The following is a 20,465-nucleotide window of genomic DNA, read 5'->3' on the forward strand; positions in this document are numbered from 1 at the left end:
AAGCACATACCGGCCGGGGCCGCCGACGCGGCCCCGGAGGCGCGGGGTGCTGGGACACGTTCCCGGCTGAGAGCACACCCGTCGAACCTGCCCTAGTTAGCACTAGCGAAGGAACGCCATGAGCGCGTACAACATCGTGTCCATCGCCGGCAGCGACCCCAGCGGGGGCGCGGGCGTCCAGGCCGACCTCAAGGCCTTCTCCGCGCACGGGACCTTCGGGATGACCGTGGTCACCGCGCTCACCGCCCAGTCCACGCGCGGCGTCACCGGGGTCCACCCGGTCCCGGCGCGGTTCGTCGCCCACCAGATGGACACCCTCTTCGCCGACGCCGCCGTGCACGCGGTCAAGGTGGGCATGCTGGGCACCTCGGAGGTCACCGAGGCCGTGGCCGAGGCGATCGACCGCCACGCGCTGTCGAACGTGGTGGTGGACCCGGTGATGGTCGCCAAGAGCGGGGACCGGCTGCTGGAGGCCTCGGCCGTCGACGCGCTGCGCACCAAGCTCCTGCCCCGCGCGGACCTGGTCACCCCGAACCTGCCCGAGGCCGCCGACCTGCTGGAGGAGCCCGAGGCGACCGACCTGGCGTCGATGCGCGCCCAGGCCTGGCGGCTGCTGGAGCTCGGCCCGCGCCGGGTCCTGCTCAAGGGCGGCCACCTGACCGGCGGGGAGAGCGTCGACGTCCTGGTCGCCCGGGACGCCGACCCGGTCGAGTTCCGCGCCCCGAGGGTGGCCACCCGCAACACGCACGGCACCGGTTGCACGCTGTCCTCCTCGATCGCGGCCCTGCTGCCGCAGCGGCCGGACGTGGCCGCCGCGGTGGGCGACGCCAAGGACTACCTGACCGAGGCCATCCGGCGCGCCGACGAGATCGACGCGGGCGGCGGACAGGGCCCGGTGCACCACTTCCACGCCTGGTGGTAGAAGTGCCACCCCCGAACCCGTTGACCTGCGGTGTCGTGATCAGTCGGAGTCGTCGGCGCACGTCGGGCGCACGCGGTGGAGAACCCCGAGCCCGCCGGGACCGTGGGGCCCACCGCCGGAAGGGCCGGAGGCGGGACCCGACGCCGAAGGGGGACCGGCTCCGTGCCGGTCCCCCCTCCTCGTCCCGTCCTCCTGCGGAGGCGGAGCTACTGCTTGGTCACGTCCTGCATGACCTTGTCCGGGTCCCTCCAGTCGGGGTGGGCGAAGAACTTGCGCGTCTCCGCCACGATGACCGGGGACAGCAGCAGGAGCCCGATGAGGTTGGGCAGGGCCATCAGGCCGTTGGCGATGTCGCTGAACAGCCAGACCGAGTCCAGGCTGGCGACCGCGCCCACGTAGATGACGGCGATGAACACCAGGCGGTAGGGCAGGACCAGGCGGCGGCCGCCCAGGAACACCATGCAGCGCTCGCCGTAGTAGGCCCACCCGAGCAGGGTGGTGAAGGCGAACACGGCCACCGCGACGGCCACGATGACGGCACCGGCCGGGGCGAGCGCGGGACTGATCGACCCCAGGCCCTCGGAGACCGCGTTGCTGGTCATCAGCGAGCCGTCGTCGTCGCCGTCGATCCAGACACCGGTGGTGATGATGACCAGGCAGGTCATGGTGACCACGATGATGGTGTCGATGAAGGTCTGGGTCATCGAGACCATGGCCTGACGGACCGGCTGGTTGGTCTTGGCCGCGGCGGCGGCGATGGCCCCGGTGCCCAGGCCCGACTCGTTGGAGAAGATGCCGCGGGCGAAGCCCTGCCGGATGGCGAGCATGATGCCCGCACCGGCGAAGCCGCCCGTGGCCGCGGTGCCGGTGAAGGCGTCGGTCACCACGAGCTGGAGCGCGGGGAGGATCGCGGCCCAGTTGACGGCCAGGATGACCAGGCAGACGCTCACGTAGCAAATGATCATGATCGGCACGAGGGCGGAGGCGACGCGGCCGATGCTCTTGATGCCGCCGAGGATGACGGCGCCCGCGAGGATCATGAGCGCCAGGCCCACCACCCACGTGTCCAGCGGCGTGACGCTGGTGATCTGCTGCGCGACGGCGTTGGCCTGGGTGCCGTTGCCGATGCCGAAGGCGGCGATGGCGCCGAAGACCGCGAAGGCCACGCCCAGGGTGGTGCCCAGGCCGCCGCGGATCCCGTACTTGAGGTAGTACATCGGGCCGCCGCTCTGCTCGCCCTTGGCGTCGGTGCGGCGGAACTTCACGCCCAGGAGGGCCTCGCTGTACTTGGTGGCCATGCCGAGGAGGCCGACGACCCACATCCAGAACAGCGCGCCGGGGCCGCCGATGCCGATGGCGAGCGCGGCACCGGCGATGTTGCCGACGCCGACGGTGGCGGCCAGGGCCGTGCTCAGCGCCTGGTAGTGGGAGATGTCGCCCTCGACGGAGTCGTCCTCCTTGCGCCGGACGACGGCGAGCCACAGCGCGTGCGGCAGCCGGAGGAGCTGGAGCAGGCGGAGACGGATCGTGAGGAACAGGCCGACACCGAACAGCAGCGGAATGAGGACGAAGGGCCCCCAGATGATGCTGCTGACGATGCCAGCCATTTCGAGGAGCTGGTCCACAGGGGATCTCCCTATCGGTGAGTGGTGGGGACGAGGGGCCGCCGGTACCGGAGTACGGGGGATCCGACGCCCTCGCGATCGCTTCGGCACTGGTGGAGGCCCGCGATACCGGCAAAGAATTGCATCGACGCGTAACAAACACATCACACGTGTTCCACATGCCGGTTTCTTCGGGAACTTCCGGTTCCTCTTCCGCGTACCGCCCGGGTACGGGCGGTGTTCCCCGTCAAGGCCCGCGCGCCCGACGAGTGCCGGGAAGGGGGCTTCGCCCGGACGACGGCACACCAGCTGGCGCCGGTGAAGCCGGTGCGGCCCACGCGGAACACAGCCCGGCACGGAACACAGCCCGGTACGGAACGCGGTCCGGTGCGGCCTACGGACGGCGGGCCGGTACGACCGCTATGGGCCTGGTACGACCGCGGCGGGCTCCGGGTCGCCGTGTCCCGAGCGGGCGCGACCGGCACGGACGAGAAGGCCCCAGCCGGTACGGACGGCGACGGGGCCCTAGGTGCGGTCCTCCTCGTCGGCCTGGGCCAGGGCGAGTCTGCTGAGGGCCGCCGCGGCCTCGTCGGGGTCCGCGCCCTGCCCCACCGCCACACCCAGGAGGTAGGTGGTGAGAGGCGCGGCGGGCCGGGCCACGGAGTGGGCGGCGTCCCGGGCGAGGTCGAGCACCCGGTCGACGTCCTCCTTGCGGAGCGGTTCGGTACCGGTCAGGCCCAGTTCGCCTCGGACTGCTTCGGCCCATTCCACGAGGGTCACCACACGACTCCTTAGAGCAATACATTGGCTACATACAGCAATCATATCCACCGGGGGGTCACCCGGCGGACACACGGGCACACGGGCACGGTCACCGACCGCTCGAACTGCCCACGCCTGGTCTTCGGGCGCGGTTCCCCCGCCCCCAAACCGAGGTTCATCCCACGAGCCTAGCGTCGGAGGCAGCCGTTCCCCCGGCGTAGGCAGCCGTTCCCCCGGCGTTGGGAGCCACCCGCATGTCCCCGACCGACCGTACGTCTCCGGCCACTCGCACGTCCCCGGCCGCTCACCCGCCCTCGGCCACACGTGTCGCGCCCCCGGTGCCTCCGGCCGTTCCCCGGCCCGCGAACGACCACGTGTCCACGACCGCTCGCGTTCCCGCTGCCGGGCACGGCGCTCCGGCGGCACGCACGCCCTCGCCCGACCGCGTGCCCCCGTCCGACGCCCGCGGTCCGCTGCGCGTGGCGATCGTGACGGAATCCTTCCTCCCCCAGGTCAACGGGGTGACCAACTCCGTGTGCCGGGTCGCCGACCTGCTGGCCGCGCGCGGCCACGAGGCCCTGGTGCTGGCCCCCGGGACCGGCCCCTCCTCCTACGCGGGCTTCCCTGTGGTCCGGCTGCCCTCCGTGCCCCTGCCGTTCTACCGCGACTTCTCCGTGGGGCTGCCCGCCCGGCGCGTGATGACCGCGGCGATCCGCGCCTTCTCCCCCGACGTGCTGCACCTGGCCTCCCCCGCCCTGCTCGGGGCGGCGGCCGTGGAGACCGCCCGCCGGTGGGCACTGCCGACCGTGGCGGTGTTCCAGACCGACCTTCCCGGCTTCGCCGGGCGCTACCGCCTGCCCGGCGGGGACACCCTGTGGTCGCTGCTGCGGCGCACGCACGCCGCGGTGGACCGGACGCTGGCGCCGTCCTCGGCCACCATGGAGGCGCTGTCCGCGCGGGGGTTCCCCCGGCTGGACCTGTGGCGCCGCGGGGTCGACGCCCAGCGCTTCTCCCCCGTGCACCGCGACGAGGAGCTGCGGCGCAGGCTCGCACCGGGCGGGGAGACGATCGTGGGCTACGTGGGGCGGCTGGCCAGGGACAAGCGGGTGGAGATGCTGGAACACGTGTCCCGCCTGCGCGGGATCAGGCTGGTCGTGGTGGGGGACGGCCCCGAGCGGGCGCGTCTGCGCAGGCGCCTGCCCGACGCGGTGTTCACCGGGCAGCGCACCGGCGGCGACCTGTCGCGTCTGTACGCGTCCATGGACGTGTTCGTGCACACCGGGGCGGACGAGACGTTCTGCCAGGCCGTCCAGGAGGCACTGGCCTCCGGGGTGCCGGTGGTGGCCCCCGCCTCGGGCGGGCCGCTGGACCTGGTGGTGCCCGAACGCAACGGGCTGCTGTACGCCCCGGACTCGGTGCGCGAGCTGCGGGTGGCGGTGGGTCGGCTGGCCCACAACCGCCAGGTGCGGGAGCGGATGGCGCGGGGCGCCCGGCCCTCGGTGGAGCACCGTACGTGGGAGGCGGTCGGTGAGCAGCTGCTCGACCACTACCGGGCGGTGATCTCCTCCAGCGCGGAACTGGCCGCGCGCGAGGCGGGGGTGGGAGGCGCTCCGTCCGGCCTGAGGTGAGCGCCTGAGCGGCGCCCGTGCGATGGCCGTGCGGTGGCCGTACCGGACGAGGATCGGGCGCGGCCTCGCAGTCGGGACGGGAACGTGTCGCCGGAGTGGGGGCAAGCCGCCGGTGGTGGGGAGCCTGCCGCCGAGGGGCCCGGACGTCCCACCACACGGGACCGGACAGGGATCCGGCCTCCCCCGGAAGGAGCGGCCGGGGGAGGCCGGAGGGCAATGCGTCCGCCCCGCCCCCTTACACGGGGCGGACGCCGGGACCGGTCAGCTGACCGCCTGTGGTTCGGTGGACCGGGGCAGGACGCCCCCGGCGTCGGCGCTCGCGGTGAGCAGCGCGCCCAGGACCTCGTCGAGGCGGTCGAGGTGGGCACGGATCCAGGGCAGCGCCAGCGGGTCCGTGGCGGCGAGGGCGGCGTAGCGGCGTTCCTCGGTGTCGCCGTAGAGCAGGCTGGTGGCGACCCGCATGCGCAGGGCTCCCGCCCCCTCCCCGAACTCCGCGGCGGGCAGCACCCCCATTCCGAAGCGGTCCAGCAGCAGCCCGGTCAGGTCCGGACCGGTGGCCACACCGTGGAGGGCGGCCAGCCGCTCCCGGACCGGCTCGAAGTCGGGGTAGAGGTAGAAGGCCGCCCGGGGGACGGCCACGGTCGCGCCCGCGCGGACGAACGCCTCGGTGACCGCACCGGCGACGATGCCGTGCAGGCGGCGGCTGCGGTCGACGTGGTCGAGGAGTTCGGCGGGTTCGGTGAAGGCGTGCGCGGCGGCCTCCTGGACGGGAGCGACCGGACTCGACCAGATCTCGCTGGCCACCCCGAGCAGCCCGCCGCGCAGGCGGTGGCCGATCTCGGAGTCGGGCAGGCGCACGACGCCGATGCGCCAGCCGCCCAGGGCCAGGTTCTTGCTCAGCCCGGTGGAGATGACGGTGCGCTCGGGCGCGTACTCGGCGGGGCTGTGCGCCTCGGCGGGCGCCTCGCCGGGGGCCGCGGGGTGGACGAGGTCACGGTAGATCTCGTCGGAGATGACGACCAGGTCGAGTTCGCGGGCCACCTCGCACAGGCGCCGGACGGTGTCGGCGTCGGCCACGGTGCCGGTCGGGTTGTCGGGGACGGTGACGATGACGGCGTTGACCGTGCGTCCCTCCTCGCGGGCCGCGGTGACGGCGGCGTGCAGCAGGTCCGGCTGGGGTACGCCCCCCTCGCCGGGGGCCGTGGGGACCATGACGGGCCGCTGCCCCACCAGGCGGCTCTGCGCGGCGTAGCTGACCCAGCTGGGCGCGGCGATCGCGGTGTCGCCGCCGATCTCCAGCAGGAGGCTGTACAGGAGCGGCTTGCTGCCGGGCCCGGCGATGACCAGTCCGGGGTCGGTGGGCAGCCCGCGGCGCTCCCAGTACCCGGCGGCGGCCTCCCGCAGGGCCGCGGACCCGGCGACGGGCCCGTAGGCGTTGGCGCCGTTCCCCGCGGTGAGCCGGTCGCGCATGACCGGGTGGACCGGAAGTCCGGCCTCGCCGAAGCCCAGGGGGAGCACACGGACTCCCTGGCGACGCTTCTCGGCGAGCGCTTCGTTGACGGCGAGGGTCGCGGACACAGTGACGGTCATCGAGGACTCATCTCCGGTTTGTCGTGAATGCGGGTGCTGCGCGAGCAGCCCGTGGGCTGCGTGGACTGCCGCTCCACCTGGGAGGCCGGCCCGTCACCCCACACACTGCCCAGGTTCAGGCATCAGTACAAGCGCGTCTTTTCGATGCTGAGAGTAAGGTTTTCTTATGCTCGATCTGCGTCGTCTGCACGTCCTCCGCGAGTTCAGCATCCGGGGAACCATCTCCGCCACCGCTGGCGCTCTCGGTTACACGCCCTCGGCCGTGTCCCAGCAACTGGCCACACTGGAGAGCGAGACGGGCGTCGCGCTGCTGGACCGCTCCGCGCGGGGCGCCGAACTCACCGACGCCGGGCGGCTCCTGGTGGCCCAGGCCGAGGACATCCTGGCGCTGGTGGAGGCGACCGAGTCGGTGCTCGCCGAACAGTCGGACCTGGCACTGGGCGTGGTCACCGTCACGGCGTTCCCGACCGCCGCCGTGGCGTTCGCGCCCCTGCTGGTACCGCCGCTGCGCCGACACGAGGGGATGCAGCTACTGCTGCGCCAGACCCTGTTGGCGACGGGGACCCAGCAGGTGCGCTCGCGGGAGGTGGACATCGCCCTGGTCGACGACTGGTCCGGACAGCACCCCGGGCGCGGACCGGAGAGCGGGCTGCGGCACATCCACCTGATGCGCGACCCGATGGTGCTGGCGGTGCCCCGAGAGCACGCACTGGCCGCCCCCTCGACGCCGGTGGTGCTGGAGGGGTTGCTGAACGAGTCGTGGATCGTGACGCCCGAGAGCGAGCGTTCGCGCTACGGAACGGACCGGCTCCTGTCCGAGGTGGGCGGGCTGCCTTCCGCCGCCTGGGAGTTCGAGGGGCTGGGAACGGTGCTGAGCCTGGTGTCGCGCGGGATCGGGATCGCCGCGGTTCCGGCCCTGGCGATGGTGGGGGCCCCGGCGGGGCTGGTCTACCGGAGGCTGCCCGCGTCCGCGCCCGAGCGGCACGTGTACGCGGTGGTGCGGTCGGTGGCGGCGAGGCGGCCGGCGGTGCAGGTGACGTTGGCGGCGTTGAGGGATGCCGCGCAGCAGGTGAACAGGGAGATCGCCGGGATGACGGTGGCCTGACCACCGGCGCCGGTCCGCTCCGCGCCGACCTCGCCGGGACTTCCGTCAGTCCGCGCCGCACGGGCGCGTGCTCGGCCTTCGCCGGGGGTCCGACCCCTTCGGCGGAGCGCCACGGAACGCTCTACGCCGACCCCGCTGGACTCTCCCTCCGGCCCGGCCTCCGCAGGCGGGCCCTCACCCGAAGGACCGCCGCGAAACGACACGTGGCCCAAACCCCCGGGGTCGGACCACGTTCGTCGCCGTTCAATCTCTCTCCCTGCCGCGTGTCCGGTCGATCCGGCGGCGCAGTCTGCGGCAGACGTGGCGTGCCCGGTCACGGTCGTCCCGGGCGTTCCACCATCGGGCGTAGGCTTCCAGTCTTCTTTTGCGCAGTGCCTCCAGCTCGGCCTCCATCCGGTTCACCCGGTGCTCCAGGTCGATGCGCTCGCGTTCGAACACCGACATGTCGCGCTCGTGGAACCCCGCCTCCCGCTCGGCGCTGACGAGCCGATCGGTGAGGCCCTCGGTGGGGTTTCCTCGGCCGGACTGTGCACTGATCCCTTCGAACCACACAACATCTTGTGTATCCCGCACAGGGGCAACATCACCGGTCGCTACGCAAAGAATACGGAAAGTGGCAGAAGAATCGAAATATCAATCAAACGGCCCTTTCGGACACCTCAGGCCGCGACCAGCCTCTCGACCGGTACGGGGGCCGGGCCCAGCAGGCGGGTGTAGACCTCCTCGAACCGCTCCAGGGACCGGTGGTGGTCGTGCCGCCGCGCGAGTTCGCGGCTGGCCGCGCCCAGGGCGCGCCTCTGGGGGCCGAGCACGAGGAGCAGCCGGTCCGCCAGGCGCACGGGATCCCCCGGCGGGAAGAGGAACCCGTTGCGTCCCTCCTCCACCAGGTGCGGCAGCGCCATCGCGTCCGCGGCCACCACCGGCAGGCCGGTGGACATCGCCTCCAGGGTGGCGATGCTCTGCAACTCGGCCACACCGGCGATCGCGAAGGCGTCCCCCGCCGCGTAGACCAGGGGCAGGTCCTCGTCCGGGACGAAGCCCAGGAAGAACACCCGGTCCGCCACCCCCAGCTCCGCGGCCAGCGCGCGCAGCTCCTCCTCGCGCTGGCCGGTCCCCGCCAGGGCCAGCTGGGCGTCCCGCTCGGGCACGATCCGCGCGAGAGCCCGGATCGTGTCGTCGATCCTCTTCTCCGCGTCCAGCCTGCCCACGAACACGATCGTGTCCCGGTCGGGCAGCCCGAACCGGCGCCGCGCCGCGGCGGGGTCCTCGTGGGGACGGAACCGGTCCAGGTCGATCCCGCACGAGATGGCCTCGGCCCCGCGCGTGAACCCCTTCTCCCGCAGGAGCAGGGCGGCCCGCGGGGTCGGCGTGGTCACGTGGTCGGCCTCCCCCGCCACCCGGATCATGTCCTTCCAGGCCAGGAGGCCCGCGAGTTCCTGCATCGGCGCGGGGATCCGGGCGTGCGCGTACAGGTTGTCCGGCATGAAGTGGTTGGTGAGCACCACCCGAACGCCGGCGGCGCGGCCCCTGCGCACCGCCGAGCGGCTGAGCGGGAAGTGGCTCTGCGCGTGCACGACGTCGGGGTCCAGGCGCTGGATGATCCTGGCGATGTGCCCGCCCATACCCAGCGGGACGGCGGCGCGCATGAAGGGGATCGGAGCCGAACGCAGGCGGTGCTCGGTCACCGCGCCGTTGACCGTGACGTAGGGGTCGCCCCGCTCGGAGGGGCACACCACGTGGACCCGGTGCCCCCGCCCGGCCAGCCCCTCGGCCAGGCGGTGGGTGAAGTATCCGGCCCCGTTGACGTCGGGGGGATAGGTGTCGCTGGCGATCAGGACACGCAGCGGGCGTTCGGCCATGGTGGTTGCTCCTTAGCGTTCGGTGTCGGCGACGACCTCGGGGTTGCGGTGGCGCGCCTGGGCGAGGGCGATGGTCCCGGCGACGGCGAGGCAGGCGAAGACCAGCGCGCCGAACTGGGCGGGCGGGGTCTGCGGCGCGCCCTCGCCCAGGAGGAGGGCGCCGACGGCCACGCCGACCACGGGGTCGGTGATCAGGAGGGTCGCGTAGGCGGCCGTGAAGTGCCCGGTACGGTAGGCGTTCTGCATCAGAAGGGCGCCGAAGACCGCCGTGGCCACGGCGAGCGGGGTCAGCCAGCTGATCAGGCTGGTCCAGTCCCCGACGGCGTTGGCGGCCAGGACGCGTGCCAGCCCGGACGTGGTGCCCATGGCCGCCCCGCCCGCCAGGGCGAGCAGGAGGGCCCGGACCCCGTTGTTCATCCGGTGCGCCGTGAAGTGGACGGCAGCTCCCGCGCCGAGGGTGACCCCGGTGAGCGCCAGCGCCGCGCCGGTGCTCATGGCGGGGCTGTTGGCGGTGTGCGGGAACAGGGAGATCACGCCGGTCAGGCCGACCATGACGGCGGTTCCGGCGATGATCTGGGAGAGGCCGACCCGGCGGCGGTTGAACAGGGCCGACAGCACGATGGCGAACAGCAGGCCGGTCACGCCGATCGGCTGGATGATGGTCAGCGGCGCGCCGCTGAGGGCCACCAGGTGCAGCCCCGCGCCGAGGACGGCGGCCACGCTTCCGATCATCCAGCGGGGCTGGCGCAGCAGGTGCAGCAGGAACCCCGCCTTCGCCACCCGGCCGCCCGGGGCGCGGACGGCGTCGCGCTCCTGGAGGGCGGAACCCAGTGCCAGGGTGAACGCCCCGGCCACGGCGATGAGGATCGGCACCAGCATCAGCGCCACCGCCCCACGGGTGTCCCCCGTCTCCTGGGCATCGCCGAACCCCCTCTGTTCCGCCGTCTCGGCAACGGTACGGACGGGCCCCGCGCCACGGCGATAACGCCAACCCCCCGTCTGTCGTGGTGGTAACCCCACCACGCCCGCACCTACCCGGCCACGGTTTCGGTACCCCGTTGTCTCCGGGTACGGGGTAACCGTTTGTCCGCGGGGGTGTGCCCGCGAGGAGCCACGTGGCACTATGTCCGGTATTGGTCTAGACCGGATAGGAGCGGTTCACCGTGCCTGACACTTCCCCCTTCCTCGTCCCCCGTCCCAACTCCTCGGCTCCAGGAGACACCGGGGGTCTCACGCTGACCGCCTCGACCAGGGTGTCCGCCGACCCCGACGCTCGGGGCACGCTCACGTGGCTCCAGCGTGAACTCGGAGCGGCCACCGGCCTGCCCCTGGCCACCGGTGACGAGGCCAGCGCGCAGGTCCGACTGAGCGTGGACCCCGAGGCGGGCCTGGGCCGTGAGGGCTACCGGCTGATCGTGGACGCCGAGGGCGCCATCATCGTGGGCAACGACCCCGCCGGGGTGTTCTACGGCGCGCAGACCCTGCGGCAGCTGCTGCCCACCGACGCCTACCGGGACGCCCCGCTGGGCGGCGCCGAGTGGACCCTGCCCGCCGTGAGCGTCACCGACGCGCCGCGTTTTCGCTGGCGGGGCGTGATGCTGGACGTGGCCCGCCACTTCGTGCCCAAGCGCGAGGTGCTGCGGTTCATCGACCTGCTGGCCATGCACAAGCTCAACGTCCTGCACCTGCACCTGAGCGACGACCAGGGGTGGCGCGTGGAGATCCGCCGCTACCCGAAGCTGACCGAGGTGGGCTCCTGGCGGACCCGGAGCCAGGTGGGCGCCGCGAAGCCGCCCGTGTTCGACGAGCGCCCGCACGGCGGCTTCTTCACCCAGGACGACATCCGCGAGATCGTCGCCTACGCCGACGCCCGGCACGTGGCCGTCGTCCCCGAGATCGACGTGCCCGGGCACTCTCAGGCCGCCATCCACGCCTACCCCGAGCTGGGCGAGTGCGGACAGATCCCGGTCGGCGACCAGTGGGGCATCTTCGAGGAGGTGCTCGCGGTCACCGACAACGTCCTGGAGTTCTACCGGGGCGTCCTGGACGAGCTGATCGAGCTGTTCCCGAGCACCTACGTGCACGTGGGCGGCGACGAGTGCCCCAAGACCCAGTGGCGGGCGAGCGCGTCCGCGCAGCGGCGGATCAAGGAGGAGGGGCTGGCCGACGAGGACGAGTTGCAGAGCTGGTTCATCCGTCAGCTGGACGAGCACCTGACCTCGCGCGGCCGCCGTCTGGTCGGCTGGGACGAGATCCTGGAGGGAGGGCTAGCGCCGGGGGCGACCGTGATGTCGTGGCGCGGCGAGGAGGGCGGTGTCGCGGCCGCGCGAGCCGGTCACGACGTGGTCATGAGCCCCACCCGCACCTCCTACCTGGACTACCGGCAGTCGGAGTCCGGGGACGAGCCCGTCCCGGTGGGCACGCTGCTGCGGACCGAGGACGTCTACCTGGCCGAGCCGGTCCCCCCGGGGCTGACCGAGCAGGAGTCCGCGCACGTGCTGGGCGCGCAGGTGAACGTGTGGACCGAGCACATCGACACGCCGCGCAGGCTGGACTACATGGTCTTCCCCAGGCTGTCGGCCTTCGCCGAGCAGGTGTGGTCGTCCGGTGAGCGCGACTACGCCGAGTTCGAGCCCCGGCTGAGGCACCACCTGGAGCGGCTCGACGCGGTCGGGGTGGAGTACCGGCCGCTGGACGGGCCGCGCCCGTGGCACACCCGCCCGGGAGTGGTGGGCTGGGGGTGACCCCGGTGTCCCGGGAGCCGGAAACGCTCCCGGGGCTCGGGTGGCTGGAAGCACCGCCGAGGAGGCCCGGGGCCCTACGGCCCGGAAGCCGGGAGAGTCCCCGGGACCTCGAGGACTGAGGGTGCCCCTGGGACCTCGGACGTGGGTGGCGACCGGGCCTCGGATTCCAGGCACTGCCCCGGACACCTCAGAAGTAGGTGGCCGCCATCTCCACGACGGTGTCCTCCTCGTCCACCACCGGCAGGACCCGCCAGCGGTCGAAGGCCGTGCACGGGTGCGAGATCCCGAAGGAGACCAGGTCCCCGGGGCTGACCTCCAGCCCCGGCGGAACCCTCAGGTAGGCGTGGTGGTCGTTGAGGTCGGTCACCTCCATGCCCCCGGCCCCCACGGTGGCCCCGTCCGCGCGGCGCAGGCGGCGCGGCACGGGGAACCCCTGGTCGTGGTTGGCGTCGCGGCGCCCCATGCCGACGATCGCCAGCCCCTCCTCCGGGGTGGAGGTCACCTGGGCCCACAGTTCCAGGGCCCCGGCCAGCGCGTCGGGGCCCTGCGGCAGGCGGCGGTAGGGCGTGGTGCGCCGGTACAGGCCGTCGTCGTGGACCACGTAGGCGCCGCTGCGCAGGATCGGCAGGACGTCCTCGCGGCCGCCGAGCTCCTCGGCGACCAGGTCGAACCACGCGCTGCCGCCCACCGACAGCACCGGCCGGTCCAGGCCGTGCCGGGCGGCCAGCGCCGCGGCGTCGCCGACCAGGTCGCGCAGGAAGCCGCGCACTCCGTCGGCGTCGCCGAGCGACCCCTCGTAACCCGCCACCCCGGCCAGTTCCAGGCCCGGCGCGTCGGCGACGGCCGCGGCCACCGCGAGCAGTTCCTCCCGGGTGCGGCAGCCGGTGCGCCCACCGGGGACCCCCCGTTCGACCAGCACCCGCAGGTGCCGTCCGGCGGAGCGTTCCCCGGGCCGGTCGGCGGCGGCCTCCGCGGCGACCGCCACCCCCTCGGCGGAGTCGGCGTAGAAGAGGAACTCGAAGTCGGGGTCCTCGTCCAGCTCACCGGCCGCCCAGCGCAGCACCCGGCCGTCGAGCAGCTCGTTGGCGAGCAGGATCCGGCGCACGCCGAACCGCCGAAAGTCCAGGACCTGGTTGGCACTGGCGGCGGAGACCCCCCAGGCGCCCGCGTCCAGCTGGCGCTGGATGAGGACCGGCGCCATGGAGGTCTTGCCGTGCGGGGCGAACAGCAGCCGGTGGCGCTCGGCGAAGTCGGCGAGCGCGGCGACGTTGCGCTCCAGCGCGGAGGCGCGCAGCACCATCAGCGGCCAGGTGAACGGGCCGGTGAACAGGTGGTCGCGGCGGGCCGCGAACTCCTCCAGGGGAATCGGGGCGTCCGTCCACCACAGGCCCTTGGTGCGCCAGTCGACGTGTTCCTGGGGGATGGTCAGCCGATCGCTCACGTGGTGTCCGCCTCCTGGTCCGAACGCCCCGTTCCGGAGAGGCCGCGCCGCGGTCTCCCCGGAACGGGGTTCTCGTGTGGGTCGGACCGATCATCCCACCTGGCACCGCCCGGGGCCAGGGAGCGCTCCGGGCGCGGCCCGGGGACGGCGCCCCTCCTGAGGCGGGCGCGGTTCCCGGGCCGACGCGGGTCAGCGGGGCAGGGGCAGCGTGGGGATCCTGACCACCGGCTGGGACCGCTTGGTCTGGGCGGCGATGGCCTCCTGGCCGACGTCGGGGTAGTCGGTGATGAACCCGTCGACCTTCCAGCCCAGGACGGTGTCCATCCGGGAGCGCTCGTTGATGGTGTAGGGCATGATCTCCATCCCCGCCTCGTGGACCCGCTCCACGTAGGCGGCGTCGATGGTGGTGTGGTTGGGGTTGATCATCTGCGCCCAGTCGAACTCGGCGATGCGGCTCTCGGGGACCCGCCCGAGCAGGGCGTGCGGCACGGAGGGGAGCAGGTCCTTGGAGCGCCGCACCGCCTCCCAGTCGAAGCTCTGCACGACGAGGCGGCGGGGCTCACCGGCCAGGTTGGGCTCCAGCCAGGTTCCGCGCTCGGTCAGCTCGTCGGCAATCTCCTGCTCGATGCCGGGGTAGAGCTCGGGCTCCTTGAGCTCCAGGAAGAGGTTGAGGTCCAGCTCCTCCATGCGGTCGAGCCCCTCCGCGAAGGTGGGGACGGCCTCTTCGTCGAAGGAGGGGTCGAACCACTCACCGGCGTCGAGCCTGCGGACCTCCTCCATGGTGAAGTCGCTGACGTCGTAGGAACCGCGGTCGGGGAAGACCTCCTCGACGTCGGTGGTGCGTTCGAGGGTGGTGTCGTGCATGAGGACGAGGACGTCGTCCTTCGTGCGCTGGACGTCGACCTCCACGGTCTCGGCTCCGAGCCGGTCGGCGGCGTCGAGGGCCGCCAGGGTGTTCTCGGGCGCGTGACCGGAGGCTCCGCGGTGGGAGACGGCGATCAGCGGGCGTTCGGATGTCGTGTACTCGATAACTGCGGATCTGGTGACGTCCGACCACCGGGGGTCGGTGTCCTGTGCCGCGGACGATGCGCTCGCGCCGGTGACGACGAAGAACGACACGGCTGCGACGACGATGCCGATGCGCTGCACCGGACCTCCCAAGTGCGCGTGAACTTTCCGGCTGCTTCCTCAGGCTGGGTGCGGATGGTGACCCTGCGGTTACCGTCTGCGGAGCAGCCGGTGATCCGCCGCCCATCATCTGGTGATGTGTCCGGCAGTTCGACGACATTCTCACTTAATGCATCCATTTGGTCACTTCATGTACGTTTTTTGACCCCTGGGCCCATGGGTGATTACTCAGAGGCTGCGAACATCACTATGAGTAGTCGATGGGAAGGAACACTCATGCGCAAGCACCACAAGAGGTGGGTCGCGCTGCTCGGCGCCGCCGCGATCGCGTCGTCGGGGCTGGTCGGTCTCCCCGGGGCGGTGGCGGCCGACGAGAAGGACATGCGGACGCTGACGTGGCCGGAGATCAGCCAGGGCGTCTCCTCGTACGGCCTGGACGGCTACGAGATCGGTTATCTGCCCGCCGGACTGGAGCGGCACGGGATACACGCCTCGACCACGACCGACCGGCTGGGCAACAGGCAGTCGCAGCTGTCCTGGATGCGCGGACCGGACCAACTGCTCGGCAGGGTCTCGATCCTGCGCTCGGACAGCATGCAGCAGCTCGACGACCTGCGCGAGCGCCGGTACGGCCACCTTCCCGAGAGGACCCTGGAGCGCTTGGAGTCGGGCGAGGCGCTGCGCAGTGAGGCCTACCTGTCCCCGGAGACCGGCGACCTGTTCTGGCTCGACGAGCCGGGCGTGGCCGTGGCCCTGTACCTCCAGCCGGACAAGTGGAACAGCGGTGAACTGGTCAGGATGGCGGAGTCGCTGACCAGGAGGGAGGAGGCGCCCGCGGAGGGGTCCGGTTCCGAGGGGACCGGGACGGAGGAGCCGACGACCGAGGAGCCCGCGCAGGACGACCCGAACGCGGAGGAACCCGCGCAGGAGGGGTCCGGCGGGGAGGCGGGCGGCGCCGAGGGGTCCGGCGGTGCGTCGGATGGCACCTCGGGTGGAGGCTCCGGCGGCGAGACCGGTACCGAGACGGCGCAGGAGGAGCCCGCCGGGGCGGGCGGGAGTACGCAGGAGCCCGCGGGTTCGGTGTCCGAACCGACCGGTGAGAAGGGGAAGGAGGCGCAGGAGCCCACCGGGGCGGGCGGGAGCGCGTCCTCCGCGGACGGGACCGCCGACGGGACTCCGGTGGACACCTCCCCCATCGGGCGGCCCGAATCTCCGGAGACCCCCGAGGCCACCGAAACCTCCGAGGCCTCCGAGGCCTCACAGACCCCTGAGACCCCGTCCGAACAGGGTGGAGAGGCCGCGCAGGAGCAGCCCGCCGTCGAGGGGGGCGCGCAGGAGGCACCGGCGGAGGCCGGAGGGACCGCGGGTTCCGAGCAGCCCGAGGCGACCCGCGTCCGGATGGCCAAGGAGTGCGTCGTCAGCCGGTTCGTGAGCCTCGATACCGGCGAGACCCGCCTGGGCGAGATGACCCCGGCCAGCACGGAGTTCGTGGAGCGGGCCCTGGCCACGGAGCGGCTCGGCGACGGGGATCTCGACCGCCTGCTGGCCACCGTCTGGTACTACGGCGACGAGGGCGTCAAGACCGGCGCCGTCGAGCACTGCGCCGAGGACGTCGAGATGTCGCGCACCGAACTGGAGGAGCTCATCTTCGACCTCGGCGAGATGATCGCCGTGCTCGTGGAGGAGGCCGAGAAGCACGACGCCACGCACGGGGAGAACGTGGCGCGCACGCTGGAGGAGGTGAACTCCACCCTGCCCGTGGAGGTGGACTCCACCGCGGTCATGGACCCGATCGGCGCCCAGGAGTGGGCCGAACTGGCGGACTCCCTGCCGTGGAGCTTCCCGGCCGGGTCCTCCTGAGCACCGCGTCCTCCGGTCACGGGACGGTGGCGGTCGGAGGGCAGCACGATGCGGGCGGGCCCTGAGGGCCCCCTACATCCAGTCAACCCGGGGCCGGGCGCACGCACCAGCCCCGGGTTCTTCCTGTGGACAACGCCGTACGGACCTCCCCCGGCCAGGCGCCCGTCCCGCCGGTGCCGTGCGCCCCGCCCTCCTCCAAGCACCGGACACCGCTCCGCCCCGCACACCACCTCCCACTCCCGTCCCCGCACACTGCCCTCCCACACAAACCAGACATCGACCCCTTCATGTGGACAACCCATGATGTACCGTCACCTCAGGCCCGCGTCCGGGTGACCACGGTCACCCTCTCGGCCTCCGCGTCCCCACCGGGGGCAGGCCCGGACCGGACCGCGGTGGCGACCCCGCCACCACCGCTCCCCGAGGAGGACCCGCTCAGATGCCCCCCGGTTTCACCACCCGCCCCCAGCTCCGCGGCGACTTCGGCATGGTCGCCTCCACCCACTGGCTGGCCAGCGCCACGGGCATGTCCCTGCTCGAACGCGGCGGCAACGCCTTCGACGCCGCCGTCGGCGCGGGGTTCACCCTCCAGGTGGTCGAGCCCCACCTCAACGGCCCCGGCGGCGAGGTGCCCGTCGTCTTCCAGGCCGCCGGGGGCTCCCCCCGTGTCCTGTGCGGCCAGGGCGTCTCCCCCGTCGCGGCGACCATCGACGCCTTCGCGGGCATGGACCGCGTCCCCGGCAGCGGCGTGCTCGCCGCCACCGTTCCCGGCTCCTTCGACGCCTGGATGCTGCTGCTGCGCGACCACGGAACCATGACCGTCCGCGACGTGCTCGACCACGCCATCGGGCTGGCCGAGCGCGGCTACCCCGTCCTGGACCGCATCGCCGCCGCCGTCGAGGCCCTCACCCCCGTCTTCTCCCGGCACTGGGCCGGTTCGGCCGCCGTCTACCTCCCGCACGGCGCCGCGCCCCGCCCCGGCTCCCGGCTGCGCAACCCCGCCCTGGCCGCCGCCTACCGGCGGATCGTCGCCGAGGCCGAGGGCGCCGGAGGCGACCGCGAGGCGCAGATCGAGGCGGCCCGGCGGTCCTGGTCGCAGGGCTTCGTCGCGCAGGCGGTCGGGGACTTCCTGTCCTCCCCCGTCCCCAGCGGCACGGGCGAGCCCCAGCGGGCCCTGCTCACCGCGCAGGACATGGCCGACTGGAGCGCCTCCTACGAGGAGCCCGCCAGCACGGCCTACGGCGCCCACACCGTGCACAAGACCGGCCCGTGGGGACAGGGGCCCGTCATGCTCCAGCAGCTGCGCCTGGCCGAGGCCCTGGGCACCGGCCGCGACGTGCTCGACGGGGTCAGCGCCGACTTCGTGCACGGGGTGACCGAGGCGGCCAAGCTCGCCTTCGCCGACCGCGAGGCCTGGTACGGCGACCCCGACTTCGGGGACGTCCCCCTCAAGGAACTGCTGGGCGCCGACTACGCCGCCCGCCGCGCGGCGCTGGTCGACGGGACGCGCGCCAGCATGGAGCAGCGCCCCGGCGCCGTCGGCGGCCGCACGCCCTTCGAACCGCCGCTGTACGTGCCGGGCCACACTCCCGGCGACCGCACCACGGGCGAGCCCACGGTACGCCAGGACGCCGTCGCCAACCCCGCCGACCTGCGCGGGGACACCTGCCACGTGGACGTCGTGGACGCGTGGGGCAACATGGTCTCGGCCACGCCCAGCGGCGGCTGGCTCAGCAGTTCGCCGGTCATCCCCGCCCTCGGCTTCCCGCTGGGCACCCGGGCGCAGATGTTCTGGCTCGACCCGGCCTCCCCCAACGCCCTGGCGCCCCGCAAGCGCCCCCGCACCACCCTGTCCCCCACCCTGGTCACCAGGGAGGACGGCCAGGCCGTGCTGGCGATCGGCACCCCGGGCGGCGACCAGCAGGACCAGTGGACGTTCACCGCCCTGCTGCGGATCCTCAACGGGATGGAGAACCTCCAGGAGGTCCTGGACACCCCGATGTTCCACACCACCGCCTTCCCCAGCTCCTTCCACCCCCGCGAGACGGTTCCGGGCGGAGTGGTCGTGGAACCGGGCGTGGGCGCGGAGGTCATCGAGGAGCTGCGTCGGCGCGGCCACCGGGTGCAGGTCGCCCAGGAGTGGTCGCTGGGGCGCCTGGCGGCGGTGGCCCGCGATCCGGAGACCGGCGAGCTGCGCGCCGCCGCCGACGCGCGGGCTTCGCAGGGATACGCGGTCGGCCGTTGAACCGGCTCTGAACTGCGCGGAACCGGAGGAAGACGAAACGGCACGGAACGCGGTACGGCGTTGAGCGGGATGCGCGGCGGAGGGGGATTGACAGCGCTTACCTGCATTGATCTGGCCTCTTGCCAAATCGCCCGGTCACTGCTTATGTAGACCCTGTGCGACGGCACTCCGGGAAAGCTCCCGACCGCGTTCCGTCAGAACTCAATACCACCACATCAGGGCTCGTGCGCTGTCTCCCCCTCCCTCAGTGACGGCCCTGTTCCCCCTCCTGACCGAGGCCTGCCCTCCCCTCCCGGCTGGGTTTTTCGGACAAGGAGAAACGAGCGGGCCGTGGTACCACCGGCGCGGTGGTACCACGGCCCGTCTCGTGTGCGCGGCCGGGCCGTGCGGCGTCAGGTGTTGACGCGCACGGCTCCGGCGTAGTTGGCGGTGCGTACCTGGGTGACGCGCACGTCCAGTCCGGTGCGCGGCGCCTCCAGCATCATGCCCTCGCCCAGGTAGATGGCCACGTGCGAGATGTAGTCGGGCGCGGTGGGGTCCGTGCGCCAGAACAGCAGGTCGCCCCGCTGGAGGTCGTCGAACTCCACGCGCTGTCCGGCGTTCCACTGGTCGTGGGTAACCCTCGGGATGGACACGCCCGCCTCGGCGAAGGCCCACTGGAGCAGGCCCGAGCAGTCGAAACCGCCCTCCGGGGTCTCACCGCCCCAGACGTAGGGGACACCCAACTGGCTCTCGGCGTTGTCGATGACCTGCTCGATGACCGAGGGGGCCACGGCCTCGCCCTCGACCAGCGGCTCGGGCGAGTCGGCGACGAGTTGGAGGGAGACGTCCTCGCCGAGGGCCTCGGCCAGGGCCTCGTGCAGCTCGGCCAGGTCGGCTTCGGGCGCCGAGACCACCAGGGCGTTGCCCCTGGGCATGCCCAGCTCGGCGGCGCGCTCGCGGGAGACCAGCGCGTCGATCCCGGAGATGCCGGAGGTGGCGTGTGTCCACACCTCCACGGGGACCTCTCCGTGCCCGCCCGCGACGGTGACCTCGCGGCCGACCTCCAGCTCGCGCTCGGTGCCGACGTCGTTGGACAGGGCGATGTGGCCCTCCGCGACGCCCTGCCAGATCTCGTCGGACTCGGCCGAGGGCTCGGGGGCGTGGTTGCGGAAGCTGGAGGGGCTGACGCCGAGCACCGAGGTGGGTTCGCCCTCGATCTCGACACGGGCGGCGTCCACGGTCAGGACGCTCTCGACGCCCTCGATCCCGCGGACCGCGTCGACGGCCTCGCGCGGCAGGGCGCGGGGGGCGACCGCGAAGTACTCGGTGCTGCGGGCCTCGCGGAAGGGGGCGACGTAGGCGTCGCGCCGCAGTTGGGAGTCGGAGACCTCGGGGGACTGCTCGGACGTCTCCTGCCGGGGGTCGGTGCCGCCGGAGGTTCCGGAGGAGAGCTGTTCGCTGATGGGGGGACGGTCCTCGACCACCGGCTCCGCCCAGGCCGGGGTGGTCCCGAAGGCGGTGAAGGCGACGGCGAAGGCGGCCGTGGTTCCCGCACACGTTCTCAAGCGGCTCCGCACGGGGGGATCTCACCTTTC

At 72.8% G+C, this 20,465-nt stretch carries 15 protein-coding genes and 1 riboswitch; of the genes, 6 read left to right on the top strand and 9 right to left on the bottom strand.

Annotated elements, in window-relative coordinates:
- Positions 1-32: 32 nt before the first annotated feature.
- Positions 33-131, top strand: a riboswitch (TPP riboswitch).
- Positions 119-922, top strand: coding sequence for a bifunctional hydroxymethylpyrimidine kinase/phosphomethylpyrimidine kinase (gene thiD / locus ACSIH6_RS03445; protein ID WP_435106473.1), 804 nt, complete (start codon positions 119-121; stop codon positions 920-922). It overlaps the preceding riboswitch by 13 nt.
- Positions 923-1,128: 206 nt before the next feature.
- Here thiD and ACSIH6_RS03450 read toward each other — a convergent pair whose 3' ends face one another.
- Both ACSIH6_RS03450 and ACSIH6_RS03455 read right to left on the bottom strand, forming a co-directional pair.
- A complete protein-coding gene (locus tag ACSIH6_RS03450) occupies positions 1,129-2,547 on the bottom strand; it encodes an alanine/glycine:cation symporter family protein (RefSeq protein WP_435106475.1) in 1,419 nt (472 codons plus the stop codon).
- 504 nt (positions 2,548-3,051) lie between these two features.
- Positions 3,052-3,306 (bottom strand): DUF6457 domain-containing protein, encoded by a 255-nt coding sequence (locus ACSIH6_RS03455; RefSeq protein WP_435106477.1) that lies wholly within the window; start codon positions 3,304-3,306, stop codon positions 3,052-3,054.
- A 356-nt stretch (positions 3,307-3,662) separates the two neighbouring features.
- On the opposite strand from ACSIH6_RS03455, the gene ACSIH6_RS03460 reads away from it, so the two are divergent.
- Positions 3,663-4,916, top strand: a complete 1,254-nt coding sequence (locus tag ACSIH6_RS03460; RefSeq protein ID WP_435106479.1) for a glycosyltransferase family 4 protein — start codon at positions 3,663-3,665, stop codon at positions 4,914-4,916.
- A 261-nt stretch (positions 4,917-5,177) separates the two neighbouring features.
- Here ACSIH6_RS03460 and ACSIH6_RS03465 read toward each other — a convergent pair whose 3' ends face one another.
- Complete coding sequence (locus ACSIH6_RS03465) at positions 5,178-6,506, bottom strand: pyridoxal phosphate-dependent aminotransferase (protein ID WP_435106481.1); 1,329 nt, start codon at positions 6,504-6,506, stop codon at positions 5,178-5,180.
- A 166-nt stretch (positions 6,507-6,672) separates the two neighbouring features.
- On the opposite strand from ACSIH6_RS03465, the gene ACSIH6_RS03470 reads away from it, so the two are divergent.
- Positions 6,673-7,611 carry a LysR family transcriptional regulator gene (locus ACSIH6_RS03470; RefSeq protein WP_435106483.1) on the top strand — a complete coding sequence of 313 codons (939 nt, stop codon included), beginning with the start codon at positions 6,673-6,675 and terminating at the stop codon, positions 7,609-7,611.
- A 243-nt stretch (positions 7,612-7,854) separates the two neighbouring features.
- Here the strand turns inward: ACSIH6_RS03470 and ACSIH6_RS03475 are convergent, their stop codons facing one another.
- The 3 genes from ACSIH6_RS03475 to ACSIH6_RS03485 form a co-directional block, all read right to left on the bottom strand.
- Complete coding sequence (locus ACSIH6_RS03475) at positions 7,855-8,163, bottom strand: hypothetical protein (protein WP_435106485.1); 309 nt, start codon at positions 8,161-8,163, stop codon at positions 7,855-7,857.
- Positions 8,164-8,270: 107 nt separating this feature from the next.
- Positions 8,271-9,470: a glycosyltransferase gene (locus ACSIH6_RS03480; RefSeq protein WP_435106487.1), complete on the bottom strand. Its 1,200-nt coding sequence runs from the start codon at positions 9,468-9,470 to the stop codon at positions 8,271-8,273.
- Between the two features lie 12 nt (positions 9,471-9,482).
- Positions 9,483-10,358 (bottom strand): DMT family transporter, encoded by an 876-nt coding sequence (locus tag ACSIH6_RS03485; RefSeq protein ID WP_435106489.1) that lies wholly within the window; start codon positions 10,356-10,358, stop codon positions 9,483-9,485.
- A 275-nt stretch (positions 10,359-10,633) separates the two neighbouring features.
- Between ACSIH6_RS03485 and ACSIH6_RS03490 the strand changes: the two genes are divergently transcribed.
- On the top strand, positions 10,634-12,214 hold the full coding sequence (locus ACSIH6_RS03490; protein ID WP_435106491.1) for a beta-N-acetylhexosaminidase: 1,581 nt from the start codon (positions 10,634-10,636) through the stop codon (positions 12,212-12,214).
- A gap of 187 nt (positions 12,215-12,401) precedes the next feature.
- Here ACSIH6_RS03490 and ACSIH6_RS03495 read toward each other — a convergent pair whose 3' ends face one another.
- On the bottom strand, positions 12,402-13,655 hold the full coding sequence (locus tag ACSIH6_RS03495; protein ID WP_435106493.1) for an alanine racemase: 1,254 nt from the start codon (positions 13,653-13,655) through the stop codon (positions 12,402-12,404).
- Positions 13,656-13,844: 189 nt separating this feature from the next.
- Complete coding sequence (locus ACSIH6_RS03500) at positions 13,845-14,804, bottom strand: glycerophosphodiester phosphodiesterase (RefSeq protein ID WP_435106495.1); 960 nt, start codon at positions 14,802-14,804, stop codon at positions 13,845-13,847.
- Positions 14,805-15,059: 255 nt separating this feature from the next.
- On the opposite strand from ACSIH6_RS03500, the gene ACSIH6_RS03505 reads away from it, so the two are divergent.
- On the top strand, positions 15,060-16,643 hold the full coding sequence (locus ACSIH6_RS03505) for a hypothetical protein (protein WP_435106497.1): 1,584 nt from the start codon (positions 15,060-15,062) through the stop codon (positions 16,641-16,643).
- Positions 16,644-17,082: 439 nt separating this feature from the next.
- Entirely contained in the window at positions 17,083-18,888 is a 1,806-nt protein-coding gene (locus tag ACSIH6_RS03510) for a gamma-glutamyltransferase family protein (protein WP_435106500.1), read from the top strand.
- Between the two features lie 392 nt (positions 18,889-19,280).
- On the opposite strand, the gene ACSIH6_RS03515 is transcribed toward ACSIH6_RS03510, so the two are convergent.
- Positions 19,281-20,447 (bottom strand): C40 family peptidase, encoded by a 1,167-nt coding sequence (locus tag ACSIH6_RS03515; protein ID WP_435106503.1) that lies wholly within the window; start codon positions 20,445-20,447, stop codon positions 19,281-19,283.
- Positions 20,448-20,465 lie beyond the last annotated feature (18 nt).

It is taken from the genome of Nocardiopsis synnemataformans, assembly GCF_965343085.1.
In the GTDB taxonomy this organism is placed as follows: Bacteria; Actinomycetota; Actinomycetes; order Streptosporangiales; family Streptosporangiaceae; genus Nocardiopsis; species Nocardiopsis alborubida.